Genomic DNA, 26,117 nt, shown 5'->3' with positions numbered 1-26,117 from the left:
CCGTCAGCGGGACGCGGGGGTCCGGTATCGTCGGGGCATGACCGGCAGGCAGTTGCGCACCTTGACCACCGAGACGCTCGCCGATCGCACGTACCGGGCGGTGCGCGACGCCATCAGGTCCGGGGAGCTCGGGCCCGGGGCGAAGATCACCGAACGCGGTCTCGCCGAACGCCTGTCCGTGAGCCCGACCCCGGTGCGCGAGGCCATCCGGAGGCTGGAGCGGGAGGGCCTGCTCGACCGCACCGGCCCCCGCACCATCGTCGTCTCGGCCCTGGAGGACACCGCGGTCCAGGACCTGGCCGAGGTCGAGGTCGCCCTGCGCGGCCTGGTCGCGCGCTTCGCCGCGCGCCACGCCTCCGACGCCCAGCTGGACCGGCTCGACGGCATCCTCGACGAGGCCGACGACCTGCTGATCCTCATCCAGCGGCGCGGCTCCCAGGGGCGCCCCGTCGACGACTACATCGGCACCCTGCTCGACACCATGCAGCAGTTCAACGACACGGTGAACGCCTGCGCGAACAACCCCGTGCTGGTGGGGCTGGTGGAGCAGACCCGGGTCTTCTCCAGGGCCGAGCGCCGCACCCGCCTGCTGGAGCACATCTCCGCCGGGGACCTGTCCGCCCTGGACCGCTACACCTACCACCGCGCCCTGGTCCGCGCCCTGCGGGAGCGGGACGCGCGGGAGGCGGAACGGATCGTGATGGAGGACGCCCGCGGGGGGCTGGCCGGCCGCCTCCCGATCCCGGAGGCGGAGGCCGCCGCCGAGGAGCGGGGCTCCGCCTAGCCGGGGCCGGGCAGGGGCGACGGCCCCGGCGGCCGCCCCCGGTCAGAGGCGACGGCCCCGGCAGCCGTCCCCGGTCAGGGATCGCTGCGCGCGAACCGGGTCGCGGCGGCGGCGCCGATCAGCGCGATCCACCCCAGCAGGACGAGTGTCCCGGTGGCCCCGGTGAGCACGGTGTCGGCGGCCGGGTCGTACAGCAGCGCCCCCGCGCGGTCCGGGAGCCAGCGGGCGTGCCCGGTGAGCCCGCCCAGCAGTGGGGAGGCGATCAGGACCAGGGACAGCATCCCGACCAGCGCAGGGACCAGGTGCCGCAGCAGCAGCGCGACCGCATGGGAGAGCAGGCCCAGCAGCGTCAGGTAGGCCGCCGCGCCCAGGGCGGTGCGCGGGTCGGTACCGGTCCAGGACGGCTCCCCGGCGGTCGCGGTCGCGGCCGCGGCCAGGCCCGCGCCGACCGTCGCCGCGGCGGTGAGCGCCACCGCGACCAGCGCCGCCGCGGTCTTGCCCGCCAGCAGCAGCCCGCGGTCCGGGACCGCAACCAGGGTCGTGCGGATCTGGACGCCCGCGTACTCGTGGGCGACGGGCCAGATCCCGACCAGGACCAGGCCCGCCTGCACGTACGGGATCGCCTGGACCACCGCGGCCACCGGGGACACGGGTGTTCCCCGGTCGGCGGCGTACACCGCCAGGGCCGCTGCGATCACCGCACCGGCCAGGACCGTGGCGAGGGCCGTCGCCACGGCGGCGGGCAGGGTGCGCAGCTTGGCGAGTTCGGCGGCGGTGACGGCGGTCAGGCGGGCGGGCAGCCGCGCCGCCCGGTCCGTCGCTCGCTTCGTCGTCCGGTCCGTCGACCGGCGCACGGCCGCGCTCACGCGTCCCGCCGGGAGAACACGGCCGCGGCCACCGCCAGCAGCCCCGCCGTCCAGGCGGCCATCACCAGCGCCCCGGGCCCCGCGTCCAGCCCGCCCTCGACCGTCTCCAGGCCACCGAACAGCTTGCGCCCCGCCATGTCCGGCAGCCAGTACGCCAGTGAGGTCAGGCGTGTGAGGAGCAGCGAGAACGAGACCAGGGAGCTGTTCACGATGAGGACGATGAGCGGGATGACCCCGCTGCGGGTCAGCACGGTGATGGCGAAGGCGATCAGTCCCATGAGCGTCCAGTAGAGCGCCGCGCCGAGGAAGCGGTGCAGCATCTCCTCCAGGGGGACCGTCTCGGGGGCGGCGTCGCCGATGACGAGGGTCGCGATGCCCACACTCGTGGGGATGGCGACCGCGGCGGTCGCGGCGACCGCCAGGACCACGGTCAGGGCCTTGGCCAGCAGCAGGTGCACCCGGTGCGGGGCCGCGGTCAGCGTCGCGGTGATCTGGCGGCCGCCGCCCGCGTCGGCGCTGTTGGCGGTGTACTCGCTGCCGATCACGACGACGCCGAGGACGACCGCGCCGACGGTGCCCAGCGGGACGGCCGCGTAGCCGAGCTCGAACGGGGAGGTGAGGCCGGTCGACTCCCCCCGCCCGGAGTCGAGGGCGACCCGGGCCGAGACGGAGTTGAGCACCGTGATCAGGGCCGATCCCAGCAGGGCCACCGCTGCGGCCACCCAGGTGGCCCGCAGGGAGGCGGCCTTGCGCAGTTCGGCGCCGAGGGTGTTCGGGAACGTCATCGCCCGGCCTCCCCCGGACCCGTGGCCGAGGTGAGGGCGAAGAAGGCGTCCTCCAGGCTCGGATGCCCTGCGGTGACCTCGTCCAGCGTCCCCCGCGCGGCGATCCGGCCGCCCGCGATGACCACGAGGTCGTCGGCGATCCCGGCGACCTCGCCCATCAGGTGGCTGGACAGCAGCACCGTGCCCCCGGCCTCCGCATGCCCGCGCAGCAGGCCGCGCATCCACCGGATGCCCTCCGGGTCCAGGCCGTTGACCGGCTCGTCCAGCACCAGCGCCTCCGGTTCGCCCAGCAGCGCGGTGGCCAGGCCCAGGCGCTGGCCCATGCCCAGGGAGTACCGGCCCACCCGCACCCGCCCGGCCTCGGCCAGGCCGACGTGTTCCAGCACCTCGCCGACCCGGCGCCGGGGGATGCCGTTGCTGCGGGCGACCCACGCCAGATGCCCGCGCGCCGTGCGGGAACGGTGCGCACCCGAGCCGTCGAGCATCGAACCGACCGTGCGCAGCGGGTCGCGCAGGCCCCGGTAGGGGCGGCCGCCGACCATGGCGGTGCCCCCGTCGGCGCGGTCCAGGCCGAGCAGGACGCGCAGGGTCGAGGATTTGCCCGCGCCGTTGGGGCCCAGGAACGCGGTGACCCGGCCGGGGCGGGCCTCGAAGCCGACCCCGTCCAGGACGAGGCGCCGGCCCCGGCGCTTGGTGAGCTGTTCGATCGTGATCATGCCCGCCATTCCAGCGGCCGGTCCGGCCCCCGCCATCGGACCGGGGTCGGGTCTTGTCCGCCCGGACTCGTCCCCGGGTCCCTCCGACCCCGGTCGGATGTGCGGCCGGGCCCGGCGAACCTAGACTCGGTCGGATGGAACCGATCCAGGACGAGGCGCCGGGAACGGCGGGGATGCCGGGGACTGCGGCAGCGGCGGGGATGCCAGGAGCGGCAGGGACACCGGGAACCGCGGAGGCGGCGGACCGTCCCGTGCTGCGCTCCCGCGCCGGGGCGGTCGCCGCCGCCGTGTTGACCCTGCTCGCCCTCGTCCTGACCACCACCGGCGCGGAGCCCCGCGTCCTGGCACTGGCCGGGGTGTGCGCGGTCGCCGTCGCCGCCGTGGCGGTGGTCGCCTGGGCCGTGCTGCACTCCCGTCGGCGGCGGCGCACCCACGAGGACGAACTGACCCGGTGGGCGGCCGAGCGCGCCGCCCAGGCCGAGCGCCTGCGCATCGCCCGCGACCTGCACGATCTCGCCTCCCACGGGCTCGGCCTCATCACCGTTCGCGCCGCGGCGGCGCGCACCGCGACCGGGCCGGACGGCGAGGCCGAGCGCGCGCTGGCCCTGGCCGACATCGAGCGGGCGGGCCGGGAGGCCACCACCGAACTGCGCCGCATGCTGACCGTGCTGCGGACCCCGGGCGAGGAGGCCGAACCGGCCCGGCTGCGCCCGGCCGAGACCCTGCGCGACCTGCCCGCCATCGTCGGGGCGGCCCGCGACGGCGGGGTCGCCGCCGTCCTGGACCTGGGCGAGCTCGGTGCGGTGTCGGCGAGCGCGCAGCTCACCGCGTGCGCGGTCGTCCGCGAAGGGCTGGCCAACACCGCCCGCCACGCGGGGCCGGTGGCCGCCCGCGTCACCGTGGCCCGCGAGGGCGGGACGGTCGTGGTGACGGTCGAGGACGACGGCCCCGCCCCGGGCTGGCGGCCCCACCCGGGGACCGGCCGGGGCCTCACCGGCCTGCGCGAACGCGTCGCCCTGCTCGGCGGAACCGTACACGCCGGGCGCAGCGGTCCCGGGTTCCGGCTCACCGCGGCCGTTCCGGACGGGGAGGACCGGTGAGCGGTGGGCCGCTCGGCGGCGGGCCGCCGACCGGCGAAGCGCTGGGAGGCGGGCCGGTGGCCGGCGAACCGATCGGCGGAGAGCCGGTGGCCGGCGCCCCCGTGGCCGGTGACCGGATCCGGGTGCTCGTCGCCGACGACCAGCCGCTCATCCGCCACAGCCTCCGGATGATCATCGACGGTGCCCCCGGACTCGGCGTCGTCGGCGAGGCCGGCACCGGCGGGGACGCGTTCGAGCGGGCGGTGGAGCTGCGCCCCGACATCGTGCTCATGGACATCCGCATGCCGGGCGGCGACGGCATCGAGGCGACCCGGCGCATCACCGGCCACCCGGAGCTGGCCGCCACCCGCGTCCTGGTGCTCAGCATGTTCGAGCTGGACGAGTACGTCCGCGCCGCGCTGGGCGCGGGGGCGAGCGGGTTCCTGCTCAAGGACGCCGAACCGGCCCGGCTGGTCGACGCGGTCGCGCGCACCCACGCGGGCGAGTCACTGTTCGCCCCGGACATCCTCACCCGGCTCGTCACCCACTACCTGGAGCGGCCCGCGCCGCCGACCGGGCCCGGCCCGCGGGTGCTCACCGGCCGCGAGACGGAGGTGTTGACGCTGGTGGGGCGCGGCCTGTCCAACCAGGACATCGCCGCGGCCCTCACCATCTCCCTCGGCACCGTCAAAACCCACATCGGCAACCTGCTCGCCAAGCTCCACGCCCGCGACCGGGCCCAGCTCGTCATCGCGGCCTACGAACACGGCCTCGTCCGAGCCCGTTCCGACCGGGGGCCCTGACCCCCGGTCGGAACAGGGACGGGATCACAGCGGGGTGCCGAGCACCTCCCCGGCCTCGGCCACGAGCGCGGCCAGGTACTCGCCCGCGCCCGCGCCGGTGGCCGTGCCGGAGGCCAGCAGGGCCGCCTGCCCCGACCACAGGTTGAGCCGGTCGGCCCGCCCCCGCTCCGCGGCCCGCGCCCGGATCGGCAGCATCAGGTTGTTCTGCGCCGGGTAGGGCGGGACCCGGTCCTCGGCATCGGCCAGCCCCCGCACCAGCGCGTTGGCGATCCCCCGGGCGGGTCGCCCGGAGAAGAGCCGGGTCAACACGGTGGTCCGCGCCTGCTCGGAGGCGAGCGCCTCGCGGTGCACCGGGCTCGCTCCGGACTCCGGGGTGCGCAGGAAACCGGTCCCCACCTGGACCCCGTCGGCGCCCAGGACCAGGGCGGCGGCGACCCCGCGCCCGTCGGCGATCCCGCCCGCGGCGACCACGGGCACGGACACGGCGTCGCGCACCTGGGGGACCAGGGAGAACGTGCCGACGAGCGACTCGCGCACGGGCTGGAGGAAGGATCCGCGGTGCCCGCCCGCGTCGCTCCCGGAGGCGACGATCACGTCACAGCCCGCCTCCTCCAGCGCCCGGGCCTCGGCGACCGTGGTGGCGGTGCCCACGACCCGTGTTCCGGTGCTCCGGGCGGCCTCGACCAGGCGGCGGGGCGGCGGCCCCATCACGACGCTGACCACCGGCGGGCGGGCCGCGAGGACGGCGTCGAGCTGGGCGTCGAAGTCCCGGTGCGCGTTGACCGCGTCCAGGTCCGGCGGAGTGAGGCCGAACTCGGCGTAGTGGCCGGCCAGGCGGTCGGTGTGGGCGGCCAGGGCGGCGGCGTCGGGGACGGGGCGGTCCTCCTCGGCGCGCGGCACCCACAGGTTGACGGCGAAGGGCGCCGCGGTGGCGGCCCGGATGCGGTCCACGAGGGGGCCGATGTCCTCGGGGTCCATGGCGTGGACGCCGTAGGAGCCCAGTCCGCCCGCCTCGGACACGGCGGCGGTCAGCTCGACCGTGGACAGCCCGCCGCCGAAGGGGCCCTGGACGACGGGGTAGCGGATCCCGAGCGCTTCGGTGAGCGCGGCACCCGGGCGGCGGGCCGCCGCGGTGGGACCGGCGCCGGGGCGGCGCGCCTGAGGAGTGGGGTCGGCCCCGGGCCGACTCGCCGCTGTGGTGGGACCGGCGTCGGGACGGGACGCCTGCGGAGTGCGGTCGGTACCGGGGCGGTGGGCCGCCGGGATGGGGTTTGCGCCAAGGCGACGCGCCTCCGGAGCCAGGTCGGCGTCGGGCCGACGCACTGCCGGGATGGGATCTGCGCTGGGGAAGAGCGCCTCCGGGGTGAGGGCTGCGCCAGATCGGTGGGTCGCAGGGGTGAGATCGGCGCCGGACCGGTGCTCCGCCCTCATGCCGTCACCGCCGCGCGCCCGTGCTCGAACCGCAGCGCCGTCCGGGCGACCTGGGCGCCCAGGTGCTCGGCCGTGCGCAGGTCGCCGTCGGAGGGGGCCCGGTCGGGCCCCAGGTCGGCGGGCGACTGGGCCATGGCCCCGGTGAACCCGGCGAGCCGGTTGAGGTCGTCGCGGTCGCCCGCGCTGGAGTACTCCCCGCCCGGGAGCAGGCCCAGCGGGACCCAGACCATCCCGTGCTGGGCGGCGAACACCGCGAGCGCGCTCAGCGTGGTGTCCTTGTTGCCGTTGATCCCCGCGGAGTTGGTGAACCCGGCCGCGAGCTTGCCCTGCCACCCCCGCCGCTGCCAGACGGGGCCGGTGGCCTCGGCGAACGCCTGGAAGGCGGCGGAGGTGCCGCCCATGTAGGTGGGGCTGCCGAAGACGATGGCGTGGGCGGCGTCGAGCGCGGACCACAGGTCCGCGTCGGGGGCGGTGACGTCGTGCAGGGAGACCCGGGCGCCGGCGTTCTCGGCGCCGCGGGCGACGGCCTCGGCCTGGCGGGCGGTGTGGCCGTAGCCGCTGTGGAAGGCGACGGCGATCTGGACTTCGGGCACGGGGGTGCCCCCTCTCCTGGTTCGGGTGGTGCAGGTGGGCCGGTCGGTCCCGGCGAAATCAATGTAGACGACCGGTCAACTATTCTGCAATACCGCTGCACCGCCGACTCTTCGCCGAGTAGTTGACCGTTCGTATACCCTCGGGCGCATGGGACGCACCAGCGACGCCAGGGAGCGCATCCTCGACTCCTCCCGCAGGCTCATGCGCACACGCGGCTACACCGCCGTCGGGGTGGCCGAGATCTGCGCCGACGCGGGGGTCAAGAAGGGCAGCTTCTACCACTTCTTCGACTCCAAGCAGGCCCTGACCGTCGAGGCGGTCGGCGACCAGTGGACCGAGGAGCGCGGTTCGCTGAACGCGGCCGTGGACGGCGCCGCCGACCCCCTGGACCGGCTCCGCGCCCTGGTCGACTGCCTGATCGCCCCCCAGCGCGCCGACCACGGCGAGTCGGGCGCGATCCACGGCTGCCTGTACGGCAACCTCGCCCTGGAACTGAGCGGGCGCGAGCCCGAGGTGCGCCGGCGGCTGGCGGAGGTGTTCGACGAGCAGGTCGCGATGGTCGCCCGCCTGATCGACCAGGCCCGGGACGCCGGCCGGATCGGGGCGGACGGCACCGGCCACGACTTGGCCCGCGCGCTGGTCGCCCAGGTCGAGGGCATGGTGCTGCTGGCCCGCGTGCGCAACGACCCCGCCCTGCTGGACGGGATCTGGCCCAACACCGAACGCCTGCTGGCCCTCAAAAGCTAGGCCCCCAGGGGCTCGAACCCTGGATCCGCGGATGAGAAGCCCGCCCCAGTAGCACCGCGACCAGTACCGCGGTCAGTACCGTGCCGCCCGGCGATCCTCCCCTCGCCCGAGTTCCGAGCCGCGCCCCGCCGGCGGAGCGGCCTTCCATGCCCTACGGGCTTTGTAGGCCTGCGGAACCCACTGGCGGTCAACAACATCAGCGACGGCGGATGGTTTCCATGCCCTACGGGCTTGGGACCCGGCCCACCCACACCGCCGCTCCCGAACCGGCGACGCCTTCGGTCATCCCTACCCGCTCCCGCCCCTCCAGGCACCCCACTTACCGCTATCGGCCACACTTCCCCATTTCCCGGACACACCACCACCAACGTTGCTAGCTTGCTCCGCAAGGCGGCACCGCACCGCGCGTCCGACGTTCCTCCCACATGCCCCGGAGGCCGCGTGCCCACCCAGTGGACACTGACCCTCACGCCCCCGCCCCCCGACCCCGTCGACCCGCGCCACCTGCACGCCCTCGCCTGCCAGCTGCTGGAGACCCCCACGGCGGAGCACACCGCCGCCACAAAGCCGTTCACCGCCGCCGCCACCGGCGCGCACCTGGTGGCGAGCTGGCTGGGCGGGCCCGCCGAGCCGGACCTCGGCGCCAAGCTCGCCGACCCCCTCCGCCTGGGCGCGCAGCCGGTCCGCCTGTCCCCGGCCGACCACAGGTCGGTGTCCTACCCCCGCCTGCTGGACCTGCCCCCCACGGCGAAGGCCGCGGTGGAGTTCGTCTCCCCGGCCTATGTCTCCCGGAACGGCCGCCAGCTCCCGCTGCCCGACCCCGAGCTGCTCCTGGCCGGGCTGGCCCGCCGCTGGGCCGCGTTCAGCCCCCTCCCCCTGCCGGAGCAGGAGGTCGACCAGGTGCTCGGCGCCGTGTTCCTGACCCGCCACCGGATCGCCACCCGCACCGTCGGCCAGGGCCCCCACCGGCGCACCGGGTTCGTCGGCCGCGCGGCCTTCGGCCTGCCCGCCCGCGCCACCCCCGCCCAGCGGCAGGTCTTCACCGCGCTGTGGGCCTTCGCGGAGTTCGCCGGGGTGGGAGCCCAGACCACCCACGGCCTCGGGCACGTCCGCGTGCACCTGCACGAGCGGCCCGCCGACCCCGAGCGCGCACGGCCCGGACCGGGCGGTGTCCGGGAAGCGACCGCGCGCCCCACGACCACCACACCCACCGGACAAAGCCGCAACCTCGCACAGAACGAAGGCGCATGAGCGAATCCGAACCGCGTGACCTGGTCGTCATCGCGCTTTCCGGGGTTCAGAGGTTCATCACCGAGTCCCGTACCACCGCCGACGCCGCCAATGCCAGCGACATCATGGCCCTGCTGGCCACCGCGGCCGCGAACCGGCTGGCCGAGGGCGGCGCCGAACTCGTCATCCCCGCCGAGGCCCACCCCTCGTCGGCCCCGAACCGGATCGTCGCGCTGACCACGGGCGGGGAGGGAGAGGACCTGGCCACGGCCGCAGCCGACCGGGTGCGCTCCGCGTGGAGCAAATGGACGTCACTGTTGTTCGACGAACCCCGGGACGTCCCCGGATTCCCCGAGGTCATGTGGAGCGTGGCACCCGCCTCGACGGGTGGTTACGCCGAGCAGTGGAAGATCGCGCAGACCGCCCTGGCCGCGCGCAAGCGGCTGCGCGCCTTCGACTACCCCGAGCGCACCGGGACCCGGCCGTGCGCGGTCTCACCGCGCTGGCCCTCCGAGAAGTCCCCGCCTTCGGGCGTGCCCCGGCACGAGCGCGGCAGTGAACTGTCCGCCGCGGTCTGGCTCAAGCGCCGCTGGCACGCCACGCCCAGGCTTCCCTCCACCCATGGCAAGGGCTTCCCCTCCACCGCCTCGATCGCCTCCACCCCCTTCCGTGACCGCGTCCTGGACGCGTGGGCCGCTCCCGGTGTGAGCGACCGGGTGGCCGAGCTGCGCACCGCCGCCCGGAAGGTGATGGGCGAGAGCCGCTTCCGGGCCCTGGAGGGCGCCGTTCCATGCCTGGACCGCGCGGGCCTGGACGAGCTCCAGCAGTGGTTCGTGCGCGGCGCGGGCTGGTGGGTCACACCCGAGACCTGGAACATCGACACCCTCACCCACGAGTACGGAACACCCGGCGACCCCGTCGACGCGGCCGCGGTACGGCAGGGCCGGGACGCCGCCGAAAAGCTGGCCGAGGCGATCGGCGCCGACGCCAATCCCTACTACGCGGTACTCGCCGCCGACCTGGACGGCCTGGGAAAGCACCTGTCCGCCGCTCCCGTCACGCGCCGGGGCCACCAGCACATATCCCTGCGTCTGGGGGATCTCTCCAAAGCCCACCGCAGCCGGGTCCAGGAGGACCATTCCGGGGTGACGGTGTACTCGGGCGGGGACGATCTGCTGGCCTTCCTGCCCGCGGCGACCGCCCTGGAGGCCGCGCAGGCCTGCCGGGCGGAGGTGGAGGAGGACCCGACCACGCTCAGCTGCGCGGTGGTCTTCGCCCACCAGGGCTCACCGCTGCACACCGCCATCGCCCGGTCCCGGGAACTGCTGGCCGAGGCGAAAAAGGTCCCCAACAAGAACGCCGTCGCGGTCGGCTACATCACCGGATCGGGATCCCGTTCCCACACGGTGCGCCCCTGGTCCTCGGACTGGGTGGAGGACGCCCTGGGCACACTGCGCACGTTCAAGCCGCGCACGGGAGGGACGGCCCCGGCCCCCGGGGACAGCGGGCTCTCACCCCGGCTGGTCAACGACCTGTACGCCGAGCGCGCGGCCCTCGCCGACCTGGCCGAGAGCCCCCACAGGAAGACCTACGAAGCGGAGGTGACACGGTTGGTCCTACGCCACGGCGGCAGCCGACAACAGGCCCGGAACCTGGTGAACCTGGGCAGGTCCGAGCACGGTGAGACCTCCCACGCCCCGGTGCCGCTGGCCGCGGCACGGGTCGCGGTGTTCCTCAGGAGGCAGGCGTGGTGACACCCGGACAGGCCAGGGCGCCGGAGGGGAACGCCGACGACGGCCCGCCGGAGACCGTGTGGATGGCCCTGCGCCCACGCGACGCGGTCCAGGTCCGGGACGGGCGTACCTTCGCAGCCGGGGCCGGGGGAGCGGCCAACACCCAGCGCCCCTGGCCCAGCACCATCGCCGGCGCCCTGGGAGCGGCCTTCAAGGCCGCCGCAGGACCGGGCGCGGACGCGGACCCGGAGCCGAGCACGGTGAGAGGCCCCTTCCTCGGCTGGTGGGACACCGGGGCGGAGCGCTGGCGCCTGTCCTTTCCCGTCCCCGCCGACGTGGTGCCCTCCGACACCTCCGACCGGGTCTGGCGGCGGCTGCGGCCCCAGGACACACCCGCCCGGACCGACCTGGTCCGGGACGGGCTGCAGTGGCTGCACGCACCCGACGCCGGAACCCGGGACGAGGATCTGTGGTGGAGCGGTTCCGAGATGGGGGGCTACCTGCACGGGAAGGGGATCGACTCCGCGTTGCTGTCGAGCCTGAGCCCTCCCCTGAAGGTCGAGCGCCGCACCGGCATCGCCAGGCAGGGGCGGACCGCCCGACACGCGCACCTGTACGCGTCGGACTACCTGCGTCTGCGTGAGAACGCCGACGAGGAGTGGGCGTTCCTGGCCCTGTGCGAGCTCGACCCGGGCCTGTCCCCGCCGCCGCCGGGACCCGTCCGGCTGGGTGGCGAGGGGCGACTGGCCGACCTCCAGGTGTGCGAGCGGCAGAACCGCATCTCCCTGCCCGAACACCCGGAGGAGTTCCCCGACGGAAAGGTGCTGGTGTACCTGGCCACCCCGGCGATCTGGCGCCACCGCTCCCCCACGGGACCCTGGCGCAACACCTGGCTGCCGCCGCTGCCCGAAGGCGCGCACCTCGTCGCCGCCGCGGTCAACGGCCCCGAGCACGTGGCCAGCGCACGCCCCGACCGCGATGGCGGAGTCGAGTACGCCTGGCTGCGGTGGGCCGTGCCCGCCGGATCGGTGTACCTCCTGCGGTTCACCGGGCCGGACCCCGAGGTCTCCGCGAAGAACTGGGCCGTCCAGGCGCACGGACGTGCCTGGGGAGAGGACCCCGACAACCCTGACCACACCGGCCGGCGGCTGGCCACAGCCGGATTCGGGCTGATCCTGACAGGAACGTGGACGTGAAAGACCTGCTGGTGTTCTTCTACACCGAATCCCCCCTGCACGCCGGCGCCTCCGACAGCAAGGGGATCATCGACCTGCCCATCCAGCGCGAGGCGCACACCCGCTATCCGACCGTGTACGGGCAGAGCCTCAAGGGCGCCCTACGCCAAGCCGCCGAGGAGCACTCCGAGTGGTCCGGCCAGGCCGTGAACGAGGTGTTCGGCTCGCCCGTCGGTCAGGGCGGCCCCACCACCCCGGGACTGCTGTCGGTGGGGGACGCCCAGCTGGTGGCGCTGCCGGTCCCCACCCTGCGCCGGACTTTCGCGTGGGTGACGTCCGTGATCGCCCTGGGTCGGCTGGCACGCAAGTACCGGGCCTCGGATACCCCGGCAGGCCCGGCACTGCCCGAGGAACCCGGGGAAGCACTCTCCACCGGCCATGGCTGGACGGGGAAGCAGGCATTCGGCCCCCTGGTCCTGGCGGTCGACGGCAACGGGGCCGATGAGCAGAACCGGCTGCTCCGTGCGTGGGCGGAGAGGATCCGCTCCGACGCCTTCGCCCCGGAGCAGGCCTTCCTCCCCTTCTCCGAGAAGTTCGCCAAGGACCTGGTGCTGGTCGACGACGACGCGATGGCGGCCCTGGTGGAGGAGGGGACCGAGATCAGCGTCCGCGTCCAGCTCGGCGCCGACAAGACCGTGCAGAACGGCCCCTTCCACAGTGAGTACCTGCCCGCGGAGACCGTTCTGGCCTGCGCCCTGACTCTGCGCGGTCCCCGGGGCGCTACGGCCCCCGACCAAGAGCACCTGCGGCTGCTGACCCTGCTGCTGCACGGCTCGGGCACGGTCCTGCACCAGATCGGCGGTGACGAGACTCTCGGCAAGGGGCTGGTGTGGACGCGCCTGGCCGGGGTGGAGCAGGGTTCCGGGAAGGAGACGGCCTGATGTACCGCGTTGACCAGGGCATGGCGCGCACCGCCGCCGGGCTCCTGCCCGAGGCGACAGGGGACAACGCCAGGGAACTGCGTTCCCGGTTCCGGCACCTCCCCGTCCAACTGCACGGGAGCGGCCTGGCCGCCACCTACGCCTTCCTCGCAGCACGTTCGAACTCGGCCTCCTCGGAACGGCTGACCCAGGCCTACGGCGCCGTCGCCCAACAGATCCGCACCCATCTGGCCGAGAAGGGCCTGGTCCCGGACACGCTCGCCAGGGAGGAGGGACCCGGTGCGCACCGGACGATGCTCGCCGTGCTGGGCGACATGGACCGGGCGACCTATGCGCGGGCCGGTCGGGAGGTGGCCGTGCTGTTCTCCTGGCTGCGCAGGCTGGCCGACGCCGTCTACCCCAGCACCGGACAGGGTTCCTCCGAGGGCGGGGAGGAACGGTGAGCGAGGAGACCGCACCTCCCCCACGCGGACCGGGCCGGCCCGGGTTCTCCCCGGCGAACATGCCGAAGGCACGGGGGCTCCCCGGGCCCGGCCCTCTCCCGGATCGGGCCACTCCGCGCGCCGCCCCCGACCGGACGTCCGGATCCCGGACACGGACCGGCGGAGGACCTCCGCGAAGGACGGAGGACCCTCGTACCGCGCCCGCGGCGGACCGGCATGTGAGCATGCCCGTGCCCAGCGCCGGACCGCTCGGCGGCCTCATCCAGGCCGAGTGGGGCACCGACGCGAACCCGCATCCGGCCCTGGTCGGCACGGGTGCCTCCGGGAGCGCCAACGCGTTGACCGTGCTGCGACGGACCGCGTTCGTCCCCGACGGGCCGGCCGGGGTCGAACTGCCCAAGCAGGCGGGCCAGGCACTGGTGCGGTGGGCGCAGGACCACGCCCTCGGCCAGGTGGGCGAGGACCTGTCCGCCGTGGCGAAACGACGTGAGCGCGCGCTCGCCCAGCTCCGTTCCCAGGGCAAGCACGTGGCCCGGGTCCTGCTGAGGCCCCAATGGCGGCTCGTCGTCGGCCTCGGTGAGAAGGGCAACGCCCACGAGCTCGGCATCACGCTCCACGGCACGTACGGGTGGCCGATCATCCCCGGGTCCGGCCTCAAGGGGGTGACGGCGGCCTACGTGTGGGACAGGGCCGCGAAGACGGCCGGGGGCAGAGAGATCTTCCGCATGGTCTTCGGAGCCCCCCTGCCCCCTTCCCGACGCGTATCCGACAGGGAACCGGGTGGGGGCGGCACCGCCCCGGAGGGCCGCGCCGGGTCGGAGGCGGAAGGGCGGGACCATGACAAGGCGGCACGGGGCGCGGTGCGCTTCCTGGACGCCCTGGCCGTCGACGGCCCGTTGACGGTGTCGGCCGATGTCCTCACCCCTCACGTGAAGCCCTACTACGACACCACCCGGGTGCGCAGGGAAGGGGAGGAACCGGAGCCTCCGGCGGAGTACCACCAGCCCGTACCCGTCCAGTTCCTCACCATCACGGGCGGCACCTTCGCCGCCGACCTCGTCGGGGACACCGAGAAGATCACCGGCTTCGCCGCCGCCCGGCTCCGGGAGGCGGTCGAGGACCTGGGAGTGGGAGCGAAGACCGCAGCGGGTTACGGGTACATGAACGCTCACAGGGGTGGGATATGACGGTCCACATCGTCTCGGTCGGGGTCAGCCTCAGAGACTTCTTCGAGAAGGGGCATCTGGAACGGGTGGGCCGGACCGTGCCCGGTGGTGAAGAAGCGCGCGAGTACTGGAACAAGGACAAGCTGGGACTCGCCGAGAAGGTCTACGACACCACGCGGCGGCTCAACGACGCCTTCGGCCCCGGGACGGGACCCGCGTCCGGCGCCCCGTCCGGTGCCGAGCTCCCCTCGCGCAACGAACTCGCCGTTTTCAGCGAACTGGCCTCTGACGTGCAGGCCAGAAAGTGGACCTCCGTGGCGGGGCTGTCCGCCGAGCTGGACACCGTACGCACCTACAACCCGGCGATGATCGCGGACGAGGACCGGACCGTCCTGCTCGCCAGCGACACCGAGGACGGGCGCGCCTGCGCGGTCTGGACGGCCATCGCCCTGGCCAAGGGGAACGTGGAACGCGTCCTGTACCTGTGCGGGATGGGCCCGGACACCAGGCTCGACCGCCCCGGACCGGGGCAGATCCTCGTGGTCTGCGTCAAAGGCCTGGACGCCCGGCGCAAAGAGGAGTTCGCCCTGGCCATGGAGGGGCTCGGCTACCTGGCCCGCCTCCTCGTCGGCAACCGGACACGCGGCATCGACCCGCTCCTGGAGCACGGGGAGAGTGTTCTCTTCCACCTCTCCGGCGGCTACCGGGCCACCGTGCCCTACCTGATCTCGGCGGCCGAGTGGCTGCGCAGCCTGGGCCGTGACGCACAGGCCCACGTCCTGCCGGAGAAGGCCGAGCAGACCCTGCCCATCCCGCTGCGCCGCCTGTCCCCGGAACTGGTCGGTCGGGAGCTGGCCGGTTTCGGCGAGTACACCGCACCCGAGGTGCCCCAGGGCGCGCTGCTGGAGGGCTACGCCTACGAGCGGCAGAGCCCGGGCGCCAGGCTCACGGCCTTCGGCAGGGGTATGCGGATCCTGTTCGAGGAACACCTGGAAACGAGGCGGTGATCCGGTGACCGTGCCCGACGGCTCCGGTGCCGAGTGTTCCGACATCGCGCCCCGCCTGCACCGGAGGGTCACCGCGGGGGTGGGTGAAGCGCTCAACCGGTACGGGTCGGGGTTCAGCGAGCAGACCGACATCGCCGCGCTGTCCGTTGCCGAGGTACGCCGGGCGTACGAGATCATCCCGAAGGTGCTCAGCCCTCCGGTGGGGCAGGAGGTCACCGCGGACCAGGTCGAGCAGGCGATCGGCGAGATCAGTCGTGTGCTGCGCGGGCACCGGCCCAGGCTCATGGCCGCCCTGTACCGGCCCCTGGCCATCATCCCGGCTCTGACGAAGAAGACAGGGGCCACAGAGAAGACGGAGCTCAGCCTCAACCACCAGTGGCTCGCCTGGTGCTGGACCAGTGAAGCGGCCTGGCGCGCCCTGCACGACCCGCCCGGGGAGGGCATTCCCCCGCTGACGGACACCGAGGTCGAGGTGCTCGTGCCGCTGGCGGCACGGCACCGCTTCCTCGCCCTGTCCGAGCCCTACCGGGGTGGCCGGGGTGAGACAGGGTTCCTCCCCGAGGACGCGGCGCACGACCTTTTCGGCAGGCACACCGGCGACGTGTTCCTCGCCCGCAGCCGCCAGGCACGGTGGGAGTGGTCGGAGCTGCTGGGCCGCCACGAGTCCCTGCCCGCCCTGGACGGGGCCGAGCAGGCCGAGATCGAGGCCGAAACGGACCTCCTGCTGTTCGAGTACCCGACGGACGGCCGGGCCCGGAAGAACCGCGCCCGGTCCGCCCGGCCGGGACCGCCTCTGGCGATCGGACCCGACCGGCGGCTCGGCCCGGGCCGCTCCTCCCCGTACGCCACGGAGGACATCGGATTCGCGTCCGGGATCATCGAGCGGCACCTGCTCCCGCGCTACCGCGTCCTCACCGCGGCACACGCCGCCCTGGCCCTTTCCGAATACCCCCGCCTCGGCCGGTACACGGCGGCGGCGACGCTGTGCCTGGGGGTCCTCACCCTGGCTGGGGCCCTCTCTTCCCCCTGGCTGGCCTCCGTCCCCTTCACCGACCAGAGCACTCTGGACGTCTCCGCGATCCTGGCCGGGCTCACCTACGCCATCGGGCTCACCGGGCTCACCGTACACGGGCGCACGTGGGCACTGCCCTGGCTCCTGCGCATCCCGGCGGCCGCCGCGATCGGCCTGTTCATCGTGACCACCATGCATCCGTCCTGGTGGGCGGCCGCGTTCGAGCCCACCGGCATGGAGATCCCCGGCAGGGACGAGGGCCCCGAACCGCCCTTGGGGCCTGTCCGCGTCGCCCTCCTCCTGGCGCTGGCGGCGTTCGCCTACCTGCTCGCCAACGCACGCAACACCGGTGTCGGCATCGGCGCGGCCCTTCTCCGCGCGTTCCTGGTGTGGTGCGCCGCCGCCGCGCACTCACTCCTGATCGCACTGCTCGGCCTCGCCTGGGTCGTACCCGCCTTCAGCGAGAACGGCCATATCTTCCGGGGCGCCTGGGCCCTCCACCCCGACGCCGTCTGGGCCGCCCTGCTCCAGGCGGGAGCCTGGTGCCTCGTCGCCGGTGTCTTCTCTCAGATCCTGTGGGACGACCGGCCCCTGACCGCCCCCCTCACACACGCGCACTGGCGCACGGAACAGAGGTGACCTCCCATGTGGACCACGCTCAGCGTCCAAGTGGCGACCCCGGTCTTCAACTCGGCCGCGACCCCCGCGGACGCCCACCTGAATGCGCCCCCCGAGATCCGCGTCCCCTCCCTCCGGGGCGGGATGCGGTTCTGGCTTCGGGCCATGGCCGCCCGCTACGTCGGCGACGACGTGCACCGCCTCCGCCGGGTCGAGGACCGGGTCCTGGGCTCCACCGCCGGCTCCTCCCCCATCAAACTGCGCATCCCCCACCGGCTCACGCCCTCCACGGTGGAACTCCGAGACCTTCTGCGAGAGCGGGGCCAGGACAGGCGGGATCAGGAGAAGTGGATCGCCTACCTCCTCGGCCCGGGCCTGGCCACCAAGGGGAGGCCGCTGACGAGGGACTTCATTCCTCCCCAGGAGTTCGAACTCCAGGTCCGCCTGGACGGGCGGGACCGAGACGCCCACCGATGTGCTCTCGCCGCACTCTGGCTCAACTGCACATACGGCGGCGTCGGGTCGCGTGTCCGCCGCGGGTTCGGCAACCTGCGCATCGTGGGAGCCGGACAGGGCCTTCCCTTCGAGTCGGGTTCCTCCCTGATGCGCACCCCGGGGCTCTCGCACTACGCCGCGGCCCGGCACCTGCTGTTCACCGGCCCTCTGATCGAGGCCCGTCAGGCACTGAGCCGGGTGTGCGCGGCGCCCGGGAAGCGCGACTCCACCGCGGAAGCGGAAGAGTTCGACTGGGGTGAGGAACCGATCGCCCCGTTCCCGGTCCTGGGCGAGGAGCACACCACGGCGGGAATCGCGGGCGGCCGGGCCCAGGCCTCCTGGGACGCGGTCCTCGCCAAGGCGGGCAGGGAGCTGCGCTACTTCCGCGCCGAACTCGACTCGGACAAGCCGGAGAAGTACAGCCCGCCGATCAAGACGAAGGGCTGGATCAACGTCATCCACGACAAGGAAAGGAGGGAGAAGCGAATGCCCATGGCCACGATGGGACTGCCGCTGGTGTACAAGGACGAGTACGAGGTCAGGGTCACCAAGACCAAGGCCGGCGGCGGCGGCGTGGAACAACTCCGCCGGGCCTCACCGCTGTGGCTTCGCGCGGTCGGAGAGAAGAACGAATGGAAGTTGTTCTCCTTCGCTTTCTGGAACCGCTTCCTGCCGGAGGACCAGGAGACGAGCGTGGACCTGTGGAAGAGGGGGAACCACGTCCGGGAGATCGAGGCCGACACGGACAACGCCCACGGCCTTGTGGAGGAATGGATCGACGAGATCGGAAAGGGAGGGAGTTTCGTTCGCCGGGTGTGAGCGGTGACCCCCATCCCGGATCAGCCGAGGATTTTCGCCAGCCTGGCCTGGTACCGATCCCAGGATGCCATGTCCTTCGGGTGGATCTCGACGAGCTTGATCCTGTGCTTTTTGGCCAGGGCGCGCTTCAGTTCGACCTTTTCGTCGTACTCGACCCTGCCGACCAGCCCGAAGTACTCGATCAGGGTTCCACCCACCTCGAAGTCCGCCCTCATCTGGCTGTCCGGATATCGGGGTTCCTTGGTGTGCTCGATTCCGTTGTCGGTGAGCCAGTCGTCAATGGTCTTCTCCGCCAGGGAATTGCACACGTGACCGTCCCTGGCGAGGGTGCGGATCCCGAAAACACCCTTGTGGGCCCCGTCGGGGAGCACCCCCGTCGCGATCAGTGCCGCCAACCAGCTCCCGTACTCCTTCTTGACCGACGCCGTGCTCGGCCGTCCTCGGCCGCAGATCTCCACGAGCGCGGTGAGGTTCGAGCGCGGAATGTCGGACCAGGCAACGGTTCGCTCCCAGCTCTGGCTGGGGACGCGGCCCAGCGCGCGGGCGAGGTCGACGATGTACTCGTCGACCTTGTCCTTGTCGGCCCAGCGGTCCCAGGTCTCCTCGAAGAAGATCCCTTGGAAGCAGGAGTTGCAGCATCGGACGCCGGTCCTGCCGTCCACGTAATCGATGATCCTGCGGCTGTCGATCTCCTGGAACCCGTCGCCGCAGGCCTCACAGGTCAGACTCCGAGGCGGTTCCATCTCTCGCGCGTAGTCCAGTATCTGAGCCCGGGCGAACGCAAAACCACCGAGGACACCGTAGTAGGCGTACCTTTTACAAAGGGGGTCCCTGGATCTCCAGTGGGCAATGACATCCGGATCGGTCATCTTCTTGATGACATCAAAGGAGTAGCTGTCGAACGTCCAGCCGTACTTCGCTATCAGAGCACGAATGGCCTCGTCATGCTCCTCCGTCCACCACTCCAGGATGTGGGGGTTCTTTGCGTACTCGTTCGGAACCTCACGCCCGCCCGGAAATCTCACTGGACACCCCTCCGAACCATGAAACGCAATTCAGGAGGTCAGCGTACGCGATCCGCCCGACGGGACCGCCTTCCGGTGCCGGAGCGACCACCGGGCGAACGCCCTACGCCGCAGGCCACGGATCACCTCCGTGAGTGCGGGCCGCCCCGGGAGGCGACCGGCTCCGCGGCCAGCTCCTCCACGGCGCCGATCAGCAGCTCTGCCGCCGCGACCAGGGTGGCGGTCTCGACCCGATCCGGCGTCTCCAGCGGTGTCTGGTAGCCGGGCATGCCCATCCCGATGCCGACGGCGGCATGACCGGCGGCGGCGTAGCGGCGGTTGTCCGAGGGCATCGCACGGGCGCGCAGGGGCACGCCCAGTCGCCGGCCGACGCGGTCCAGCGCCGCCAACAGCGGTCCGGCCGGCCCGCCCGCTTCGACGTGGGCCTCGCGCAACGCGGCGGCGCCGTCGAGGTTGAGGACGTGGGTCCCGCGCGCGAGCGTCGGCGCGTGTGCCGCCGAGCCGTGCGCGCCCGCCTCCTCCCCGTCGAGGAGGGCCACGGCGAGCCCCGCCCCCGCCGGAAGCCGGTGGTGCAGGATCCGGGCCGCCTCGATGACGGCGGCCACCCCCGAGGCGTTGTCGCAGGCCGCCGGGTATCGGGTGCCGTCCGGGTCATCGCCGACCCCGTCGAAGTGGGCGGTCAACAGGAACGCCGGTCCTTCGCCGTGCTGCTCGCGGAAGGTCGCGAGCACGTTGCGGCCGTCGACGTCGACCGGGCGGACGGGGACGGCCGCACGGATCGTGGAGTCCCCCGCGTGAAGCCGCCCGTGGATGTCGGTGCGCACGGCCAGCACCGGGAGCGCGGCGGGGGCCGGCCCCGCGATCATCTTCGGCATCCGGCCCGCCGCGTCCGTGCCACGGGGCACGAGGACGCCGACGGCACCGGCCTCGGCCGCGGCGGTGACGGCCTCGTGTGAGAACGCGTCGTGGAGCACCCAGGCTCCCGGTTCGGCGGTGGCGGACACCCGGCCGGTGACCGCGTGCGGCAGGTCCGCGGAGGCGAGGTGCTCACAGAAGTCACGGCGGAAGTCCAGCACGCGGCGGGTTCCCTCGTGTGCCCAGGACATGGTCGGGAGGTCGTAGACCTCGCGCACGGCGGCGCCGACGGCGAAGTCCTGGAAGGCCACGGTCGCGCCCGTGCGCCGCAGGACACGTGCGAGGTGGTCGGCGGCCGCCCGGCCGCCGCCGGTCCCCACCCGCCGCCCCTGGAAGGGGGCGGCGGCCAGGGACTCGACGACGGCTCGCAGGCGGGCCGGGTCGGGCTGCCTCACCCGCAGCACCCGCTGCCGGTGGCGGGCTGCTGCGCCGCGGGGACGGTGCCGCAGCACCCTCCGGCCGAGGAGTCGGCCGGAGGGGCCGCCGCGGTGGTCACGGGCGTTCCGCAACAGCCGCCCGCCTGCGCGGGCGGGGCCAGCGCCTCGCGGGGGTCGACGTCGAACCCGCCCGTGGTGGTGCCTGTCATGACTGCTCCTTCATCTGAGTGACCGGATGGATCGGTTCGTGCCGGTGGTCAGTGGCGAGGCGGGAGGTAGACGGCGCGTAGAGCCGTCTCACGGGCACGCTCCCGCTGTGCGTCGGCCCGGCACTCCTGCGTGCACACCTCGCCGCAGGAGTCGCAGAACTCCACCCGCCTGAGGCGCTCGGGCCTGCCGAGCAACCTGGCGAGCAGCCCTTTTCCTCTCGGGCGACCGCCTCCGGCCGTCGATCCCGAAGGATCGGGACCGGCCACGACCTTGCGTGCCTCGACCATGACCCCCCTCTCATATCGATGAACATCGATGCTTTGCGATACATCGACGATCGCCGATGTATCGAAGTTTGTCAATGCTTCCTGGTACGCTCGACCCATGAAGAGCCTCACCGTGATCGACACCCCCGGCGATGCCGCCGCCTGCTGCGGCCCGTTGGCCTCAGGGGGCATCGACGAGGAGTCGGCCGAGACCCTGGCGCGCACCTTCAAGGCCCTGGGGGATCCGACCCGGGTGCGCCTGCTCTCCATGGTCGCCGCCTCACCCGACGGCGAGGCCTGCATCTGCGACCTGAAGGAGTCGGTGGGGCTCTCCCAGCCGACCGTCTCCCACCACATGAAGCTGCTCGTCGAGGCCGGCCTCCTGAACCGGGAACAGCGCGGCCGCTGGGCCTACTTCGCCGTTGTCCAGCCCGCCCTCGACCGCCTCGCCGACGTACTCCGCCACGCCGATTGAGAGGCGTCGCGGCCTCTGCCCGGTCCCGGCCCCGTCAGAGTGCGGTCTCCACGCGAAGGACACCCACGCGACTCGCAAGCGTGATGCTCCACAGCGGCACCGTGTGCCGACCCGCAGGACCGCCTTCTTCCTGACCTGCCGTCCCCCGATGTCGGCGGCCGGACCGAACAGGGCCCACCCGCAGACCTGGAGGGAGCACCGCCGGGACAGGCATCAGCCCAGGTGGGAAGTGGACAAGCCACGCGGGTCGGTTGCCCGGGATGAACTGCACCACCAACGGGGCCTTCCCCGTGCCGGTCTACAAGCCTGGCCACCATTGGAGCATCCCCGCCATGGGACTCCTGGCCTTCCTCGGGTTGTCCACAGCCTGTGGACGCGGTGCGCGCACCACCACCCCGGAGGAGAACGAGGACCGGTGAGCACTGTCCGCGAAGGCTCCACCCCGACACCCACAAGCCCGTCGGAGCTCGCTGCCCCAAGCTGCGGCGCCGCAACGGGACCTGGAGCTCCACCCACGGCCGGTGGGGCTACCAGATCGAACTCCCACTGACCGCCGAGGGCAAACACCGTCAGGCCCGCAAGGTGGGCCTGGCCTCCCAGGAGGACGCCCTGGGCGAACTCGCCCACATCAAGATCCTGCTCGAAACCGCCAACGAGGACGAACCCGAAACGCTGGTGCGGGTCGCCGACCTCATCCAGTCCGCCCTGCGCGCCCGCGCTCCCCTACCGAACGTTGATGAGGTCAAGCGGCGGATCACCCTCGGCGTGGATGTCCGCACCACGGTGCCAACCGTCGCGGAGTGGTTGACCGAGTGGTTGAAGGGCAAACCGGGGCTGGCCGAGGGCACCCGCGCGTCCTACGCCGGGCACCTACGCAACCACCTCATCCCCCACCTCGGCCACCTGGCTTTGAACAAGCTCCAAGCCCGCCACATCGAGGCCATGTTCGCCACGATCGAGGAGAACAACGAGCACGTCCTGGAATGCCGCGAATCCGCCGACCCGCAGGTGCGCGCGTAGGTCAAGGGAAAGCGCATCACCTCGCTGTCCACCAAGCACCGCATACGCGCCACCCTGCGCAGCGCCCAGTCCGAAGCCATCCGCTCACCCGAACTGCCCATCACGGTGAACGTCGCCTCCCACGCCCGGCTCCCCTCCTACCCCAGGAAAAAGCCCCTGGTGTGGACCACCGACCGGGTCACGAAATGGCGTAAGGACGGCGCCATTCCGGGTGAGGTCATGGTCTGGACACCCGACCAGACCACCTCATTTCTCACCCACGCCCGCAAATACCCCAGGCTCTACGCCCTGCTCCACCTCATCGCCATCAAGGGACTGCGATGCGGAGAAGCCGTCGGACTCCCCTGGCGGAACGTGCGGCTCACCGACGAACAGATCGATATCACCACCCAAATCGTCCAGGTGGGATGGAAGACCATCACGAGTACCCCGAAAAGCGACGCGGGGTCCCGCACCATCACCCTCGACACCACCACCGCCCGGGTGTTGAAGCGGTGGCGCCGCCACCAGCTGGAGGCCAAACTCGCCGCCGGAAAGGACTGGGTGGACAGCGGGCTGGTGTTCACCCGCGAGAGCGGCCAGGGGTGGCATCCGGCCGAGGTCACCGACTGGTTCAACCGCATCGCCCAAGCAGCGGACCTGCCGCCGATCGGGCTGCACGGGCTGCGCCACGGCGCCGCCTCCACCGCCCTGGCCGCTGGCGTCGACGTCAAGGTGGTCTCCGCCGAACTCGGCCACGCCACCACCCACTTCACCCAGGACACCTACCAGACCGTGTTCCCCGACGTCGCCAAAGCGGCAGCCGAGGCCACCGCCGCCATGTTCACCACCCACCGAGCACCCGCCACCCGCTGACCCGACACCATCACAAGGCCGGGGCGGGAGGATCAACCCCCCGCCCCGGCCCTCGCATTGGCAGCAGCCGCCATTTCATGCCCTACGGGCTTTATAGGCCTCCGGAACCATGCTGTTCATCGGGGTGCTCTTCGCCTGAGCGTTTCCATGCCCTACGGGCTTTATAGGCCTCCGGAACCAGGCATCATGGCTCTCGTCGCCCTCATGCTTCCGGTTTCCATGCCCTACGGGCTTTATAGGCCTCCGGAACCCTCCCCCGTTTTCAGGGGTCGCGACCTGCGACGATACACCCCCGCTGCACGCGACCACCTTCCCGAGCGCACTCCAACCCGTGACCCAGGCCACTTTTCGCAGCTGCAAGCCCCTGAACAGCGCGAACGCTCTGCACGCAACACGGGGCTTCCAGAACCGAATCAGATTCTGTGTACACGCCCACCCCGAGGAGATGGCCTACAGCTCGTCACCTCTTCTACCCACCCATGCCCCGGCTGCCACCCGCTGGCCGCAACCGGCCGCAGGCGCCCCACCCCCGGGGTGCGCTACCGAACGGGGCGGTACGGCACACGGGCGCCCAGCGGGGCGCTGGTGGGCGCACACGGGCCCGGGGCAGGAACGAACGCGGCGGGCCCGGCGGAGGAGCATGGAGCGAGCAGGCTCGGGAGGTGGGAGGCACGGGCGAGACAAAAGAGCGAGCTTCGAGCAAGCGGGAGGTGCCTGGGGCGAGAAGAACGCAGAACCGAGACCTCAAAAAGGGCCTCTGGCCTGGGGTTTTGTGGGTAGGCCCCCAGGGGCTCGAACCCTGAACCCACGGATTAAAAGTCCGTTGCTCTGCCAATTGAGCTAGAGGCCCGTGACGCACCGCCCTGAGCAGGGCCGACGCCACCGAGGCCAGAGTCTACCGGAAACCCCTGGGGGCACGCAGTCGAGTATGGGTCGGCCCGCTAGCCGACCAGCACGATCGCCTTGGTGTGAAGCTTGTCCCGGTCCTGGAGGGGTTGGGGTGAGGTCTCGGGCCAGAAGAGGACGAACCGGCCCGCCGGCCGGGCGTCGCCCGGGCCGAGGGTGGCGGCCCAGGCGGTGGCGGACGTTGTGTCGGGCAGCTCGTACACGGTGAGGAGGTCGGTCTCGACCGCGCCGAGGCAGCCCTCGGGCTCGCAGGAGGGGGTTTCGTCGCGGGGGTCGGGGAGCGGGTAGAGCGTGTCGAGTTCGTCGACGAGGGTGGCGGCCGTGTACCCGTCCGCGGCCTCCTCGACGACGGCCGTCGGGGAGGGTTCGGGGGCCAGGTGGCGGAGGGTGAGGACGGTGCCGATCACGCCGACCGTTCCGAGGAGGGTGGTGAGGAGGAAGCCGATGCCGAGGCCGAGGGCAACCTTGGCGCCGTTGGACAGGGGCCGTTTGGAGGGATGGGAGGGGAAGGAAGGCTGAGAGGGGAGGGGGTCCTGGGTCATGGGTGCGGTCCGGGGGGTGGGGGTCGGGGGGTGAAGGCCGAGGGTAGCGGATGAGTCGGGTTCGAGGGGTGGGGATCGGTGGTCTGGGTGTGGGGATCGGTTGTGGTGTTCGTTTTGGTGGCTGGAGGCCCATGTGGGGCTCGGTATCGGAGAGCGGAGTGCGAGTCCCCCCTTGACCCTGACACCGTGTCAGCCCCGAACGTGGAGGTGTCATGTTCACCATCGGAGAGTTCGCCTCGATCGGGCGGGTGAGCGTGCGGATGCTCCGGCACTACGACCGGATCGGTCTGCTCACCCCCGCCCGGGTCGACCCCGTGACCGGGTACCGGTTCTACGAGGTCGGGCAGCTGACGCGGCTGAGCCGCATCGTGCAGCTGCGCGGTTTCGGCCTGGGGTTGGAGGACATCGCGCGGATCGTGTGCGGTGACCCCGACCCCCGGCTGGAGAGGGAGATCCTGGAGGCGGCCGGGGAGGGCGTTCGGCGGGAGATCGCCGAACGCCGTGCCCGGCTGGCGCGGGTCGAGGCCTACCTCCGGCGCAGGGAAGGGATCCCCGCCATGTCCACGTCCGACACCATTGCGGCAGAGCTGCGCCGGGTGGAGCCGCAGCGGATCGCCACGTTGACGCGAACGGCCCCCGGCCCCGGGCCGGAGAACGTCGGCCCCGTGATCGGCCCGATGTTCCCCGAGGCGGCCGGCGCACTGGCGGCCGCCGGGGTCCACGGCCACGGCCCCGCGGTGGCCTACTACGGCTACGACGAGTCCGGGGAGGGTGAGGGCATCGCGGTCACCGCGGGCTTCGTGCTCCCGGCCGGGGTGGAGGGGGTGCCCGGGCTGGAGGTGTCCGAGCTGCCCGGCGGCGAGGCCGCCGTCACCACCCACCGGGGTGAGGTCGCCGGGATCGGGGAGACCTGGGCGGCGCTGGTCGACTGGGTGCGCGAAGAGGGTCTGGAGCTGGCCGGGGTCTGCCGGGAGGTGTACTGGACCCCCGGCGACCGCCCGCAGGAGGAGTGGGTGACCGACCTGGTGCAGCCCGTCCGCCGAGCGGAATAAGCGGAGTAGAGCGTGCGAGCGGAATAGAGC

General features: G+C 72.7%; 25 protein-coding genes, 1 tRNA gene and 1 pseudogene. 17 read left to right on the top strand and 10 right to left on the bottom strand.

Annotated elements, in window-relative coordinates:
* Positions 1-37: 37 nt before the first annotated feature.
* The gene (locus ACJOT3_RS04610) at positions 38-784 is read left to right on the top strand and encodes a GntR family transcriptional regulator (RefSeq protein WP_406969108.1); all 747 of its coding nucleotides are present in this window, start codon (positions 38-40) and stop codon (positions 782-784) included.
* A gap of 74 nt (positions 785-858) precedes the next feature.
* Here ACJOT3_RS04610 and ACJOT3_RS04605 read toward each other — a convergent pair whose 3' ends face one another.
* Genes ACJOT3_RS04605 through ACJOT3_RS04595 form a run of 3 tightly spaced genes read right to left on the bottom strand, consistent with a single transcriptional unit; the run spans position 859 to position 3,151 of the window.
* Positions 859-1,650: an ABC transporter permease gene (locus tag ACJOT3_RS04605; RefSeq protein ID WP_406969106.1), complete on the bottom strand. Its 792-nt coding sequence runs from the start codon at positions 1,648-1,650 to the stop codon at positions 859-861.
* A complete protein-coding gene (locus ACJOT3_RS04600) occupies positions 1,647-2,435 on the bottom strand; it encodes an ABC transporter permease (RefSeq protein WP_406969104.1) in 789 nt (262 codons plus the stop codon). Before ACJOT3_RS04600 ends, ACJOT3_RS04605 begins: the two co-directional genes overlap by 4 nt.
* The gene (locus ACJOT3_RS04595; RefSeq protein WP_406969102.1) at positions 2,432-3,151 is read right to left on the bottom strand and encodes an ABC transporter ATP-binding protein; all 720 of its coding nucleotides are present in this window, start codon (positions 3,149-3,151) and stop codon (positions 2,432-2,434) included. The genes ACJOT3_RS04600 and ACJOT3_RS04595 overlap by 4 nt, the downstream gene beginning before the upstream one ends.
* A gap of 251 nt (positions 3,152-3,402) precedes the next feature.
* On the opposite strand from ACJOT3_RS04595, the gene ACJOT3_RS04590 reads away from it, so the two are divergent.
* Positions 3,403-4,251, top strand: coding sequence for a sensor histidine kinase (locus ACJOT3_RS04590; protein ID WP_406969100.1), 849 nt, complete (start codon positions 3,403-3,405; stop codon positions 4,249-4,251).
* Entirely contained in the window at positions 4,248-5,033 is a 786-nt protein-coding gene (locus tag ACJOT3_RS04585) for a response regulator (protein ID WP_406969098.1), read from the top strand. The genes ACJOT3_RS04590 and ACJOT3_RS04585 overlap by 4 nt, the downstream gene beginning before the upstream one ends.
* A gap of 24 nt (positions 5,034-5,057) precedes the next feature.
* On the opposite strand, the gene ACJOT3_RS04580 is transcribed toward ACJOT3_RS04585, so the two are convergent.
* On the bottom strand, positions 5,058-6,356 hold the full coding sequence (locus tag ACJOT3_RS04580) for an NAD(P)H-dependent flavin oxidoreductase (protein ID WP_406969096.1): 1,299 nt from the start codon (positions 6,354-6,356) through the stop codon (positions 5,058-5,060).
* A 104-nt stretch (positions 6,357-6,460) separates the two neighbouring features.
* A complete protein-coding gene (locus ACJOT3_RS04575) occupies positions 6,461-7,057 on the bottom strand; it encodes a flavodoxin family protein (RefSeq protein ID WP_406969094.1) in 597 nt (198 codons plus the stop codon).
* Positions 7,058-7,205: 148 nt separating this feature from the next.
* On the opposite strand from ACJOT3_RS04575, the gene ACJOT3_RS04570 reads away from it, so the two are divergent.
* The 10 genes from ACJOT3_RS04570 (at position 7,206) to cmr1 (ending at position 18,444) form a co-directional block, all read left to right on the top strand.
* Complete coding sequence (locus tag ACJOT3_RS04570) at positions 7,206-7,805, top strand: TetR/AcrR family transcriptional regulator (RefSeq protein WP_406969092.1); 600 nt, start codon at positions 7,206-7,208, stop codon at positions 7,803-7,805.
* 441 nt (positions 7,806-8,246) lie between these two features.
* Positions 8,247-9,056, top strand: coding sequence for a CRISPR system precrRNA processing endoribonuclease RAMP protein Cas6 (gene cas6 / locus ACJOT3_RS04565; protein ID WP_406969090.1), 810 nt, complete (start codon positions 8,247-8,249; stop codon positions 9,054-9,056).
* On the top strand, positions 9,053-10,789 hold the full coding sequence (locus ACJOT3_RS04560) for a Cas10/Cmr2 second palm domain-containing protein (protein WP_406969088.1): 1,737 nt from the start codon (positions 9,053-9,055) through the stop codon (positions 10,787-10,789). The genes cas6 and ACJOT3_RS04560 overlap by 4 nt, the downstream gene beginning before the upstream one ends.
* Positions 10,783-11,964, top strand: a complete 1,182-nt coding sequence (locus ACJOT3_RS04555) for a type III-B CRISPR module-associated Cmr3 family protein (RefSeq protein WP_406969086.1) — start codon at positions 10,783-10,785, stop codon at positions 11,962-11,964. The genes ACJOT3_RS04560 and ACJOT3_RS04555 overlap by 7 nt, the downstream gene beginning before the upstream one ends.
* Positions 11,961-12,884 (top strand): type III-B CRISPR module RAMP protein Cmr4, encoded by a 924-nt coding sequence (cmr4, locus tag ACJOT3_RS04550; protein WP_406969084.1) that lies wholly within the window; start codon positions 11,961-11,963, stop codon positions 12,882-12,884. Before ACJOT3_RS04555 ends, cmr4 begins: the two co-directional genes overlap by 4 nt.
* Positions 12,884-13,327 carry a type III-B CRISPR module-associated protein Cmr5 gene (locus tag ACJOT3_RS04545; RefSeq protein ID WP_406969082.1) on the top strand — a complete coding sequence of 148 codons (444 nt, stop codon included), beginning with the start codon at positions 12,884-12,886 and terminating at the stop codon, positions 13,325-13,327. The genes cmr4 and ACJOT3_RS04545 overlap by 1 nt, the downstream gene beginning before the upstream one ends.
* Positions 13,328-13,551: 224 nt before the next feature.
* Positions 13,552-14,514, top strand: a complete 963-nt coding sequence (gene cmr6 / locus ACJOT3_RS04540; RefSeq protein ID WP_406969080.1) for a type III-B CRISPR module RAMP protein Cmr6 — start codon at positions 13,552-13,554, stop codon at positions 14,512-14,514.
* Positions 14,511-15,500, top strand: a complete 990-nt coding sequence (locus ACJOT3_RS04535; protein WP_406969078.1) for a hypothetical protein — start codon at positions 14,511-14,513, stop codon at positions 15,498-15,500. Before cmr6 ends, ACJOT3_RS04535 begins: the two co-directional genes overlap by 4 nt.
* A 4-nt stretch (positions 15,501-15,504) precedes the next feature.
* Positions 15,505-17,151, top strand: coding sequence for a hypothetical protein (locus ACJOT3_RS04530; RefSeq protein ID WP_406969076.1), 1,647 nt, complete (start codon positions 15,505-15,507; stop codon positions 17,149-17,151).
* Between the two features lie 6 nt (positions 17,152-17,157).
* Complete coding sequence (gene cmr1, locus ACJOT3_RS04525) at positions 17,158-18,444, top strand: type III-B CRISPR module RAMP protein Cmr1 (protein ID WP_406969074.1); 1,287 nt, start codon at positions 17,158-17,160, stop codon at positions 18,442-18,444.
* A 20-nt stretch (positions 18,445-18,464) separates the two neighbouring features.
* On the opposite strand, the gene ACJOT3_RS04520 is transcribed toward cmr1, so the two are convergent.
* The 3 genes from ACJOT3_RS04520 to ACJOT3_RS04510 form a co-directional block, all read right to left on the bottom strand.
* Entirely contained in the window at positions 18,465-19,469 is a 1,005-nt protein-coding gene (locus ACJOT3_RS04520) for a hypothetical protein (protein ID WP_406969072.1), read from the bottom strand.
* Positions 19,470-19,591: 122 nt separating this feature from the next.
* Complete coding sequence (locus ACJOT3_RS04515) at positions 19,592-20,779, bottom strand: M28 family peptidase (protein WP_406969070.1); 1,188 nt, start codon at positions 20,777-20,779, stop codon at positions 19,592-19,594.
* A complete protein-coding gene (locus tag ACJOT3_RS04510) occupies positions 20,776-20,970 on the bottom strand; it encodes a hypothetical protein (RefSeq protein WP_406969068.1) in 195 nt (64 codons plus the stop codon). Before ACJOT3_RS04510 ends, ACJOT3_RS04515 begins: the two co-directional genes overlap by 4 nt.
* 385 nt (positions 20,971-21,355) lie before the next feature.
* Here ACJOT3_RS04510 and ACJOT3_RS04505 point away from each other — a divergent pair, with 385 nt between their 5' ends.
* The 3 genes and pseudogenes from ACJOT3_RS04505 (at position 21,356) to ACJOT3_RS34840 (ending at position 23,587) form a co-directional block, all read left to right on the top strand.
* A complete protein-coding gene (locus tag ACJOT3_RS04505; RefSeq protein ID WP_406969066.1) occupies positions 21,356-21,712 on the top strand; it encodes an ArsR/SmtB family transcription factor in 357 nt (118 codons plus the stop codon).
* A 260-nt stretch (positions 21,713-21,972) separates the two neighbouring features.
* The gene (locus tag ACJOT3_RS04500) at positions 21,973-22,131 is read left to right on the top strand and encodes a hypothetical protein (RefSeq protein ID WP_406969064.1); all 159 of its coding nucleotides are present in this window, start codon (positions 21,973-21,975) and stop codon (positions 22,129-22,131) included.
* Positions 22,132-22,192: 61 nt separating this feature from the next.
* Positions 22,193-23,587, top strand: a pseudogene (locus ACJOT3_RS34840) (tyrosine-type recombinase/integrase).
* A gap of 777 nt (positions 23,588-24,364) precedes the next feature.
* Here the strand turns inward: ACJOT3_RS34840 and ACJOT3_RS04485 are convergent.
* Together ACJOT3_RS04485 and ACJOT3_RS04480 are read right to left on the bottom strand one after the other, a co-directional pair.
* A tRNA-Lys gene (locus ACJOT3_RS04485) sits at positions 24,365-24,437 on the bottom strand.
* 91 nt (positions 24,438-24,528) lie between these two features.
* Positions 24,529-25,035, bottom strand: a complete 507-nt coding sequence (locus ACJOT3_RS04480) for a hypothetical protein (protein WP_406969058.1) — start codon at positions 25,033-25,035, stop codon at positions 24,529-24,531.
* Positions 25,036-25,247: 212 nt separating this feature from the next.
* On the opposite strand from ACJOT3_RS04480, the gene ACJOT3_RS04475 reads away from it, so the two are divergent.
* The gene (locus ACJOT3_RS04475) at positions 25,248-26,087 is read left to right on the top strand and encodes a MerR family transcriptional regulator (RefSeq protein ID WP_406969056.1); all 840 of its coding nucleotides are present in this window, start codon (positions 25,248-25,250) and stop codon (positions 26,085-26,087) included.
* Positions 26,088-26,117 lie beyond the last annotated feature (30 nt).

Source organism: Nocardiopsis protaetiae (assembly GCF_045446735.1).
GTDB classification, from domain to species: domain Bacteria; phylum Actinomycetota; class Actinomycetes; order Streptosporangiales; family Streptosporangiaceae; genus Nocardiopsis; species Nocardiopsis protaetiae.
This window is presented reverse-complemented; position numbering and strand designations above follow the sequence as displayed.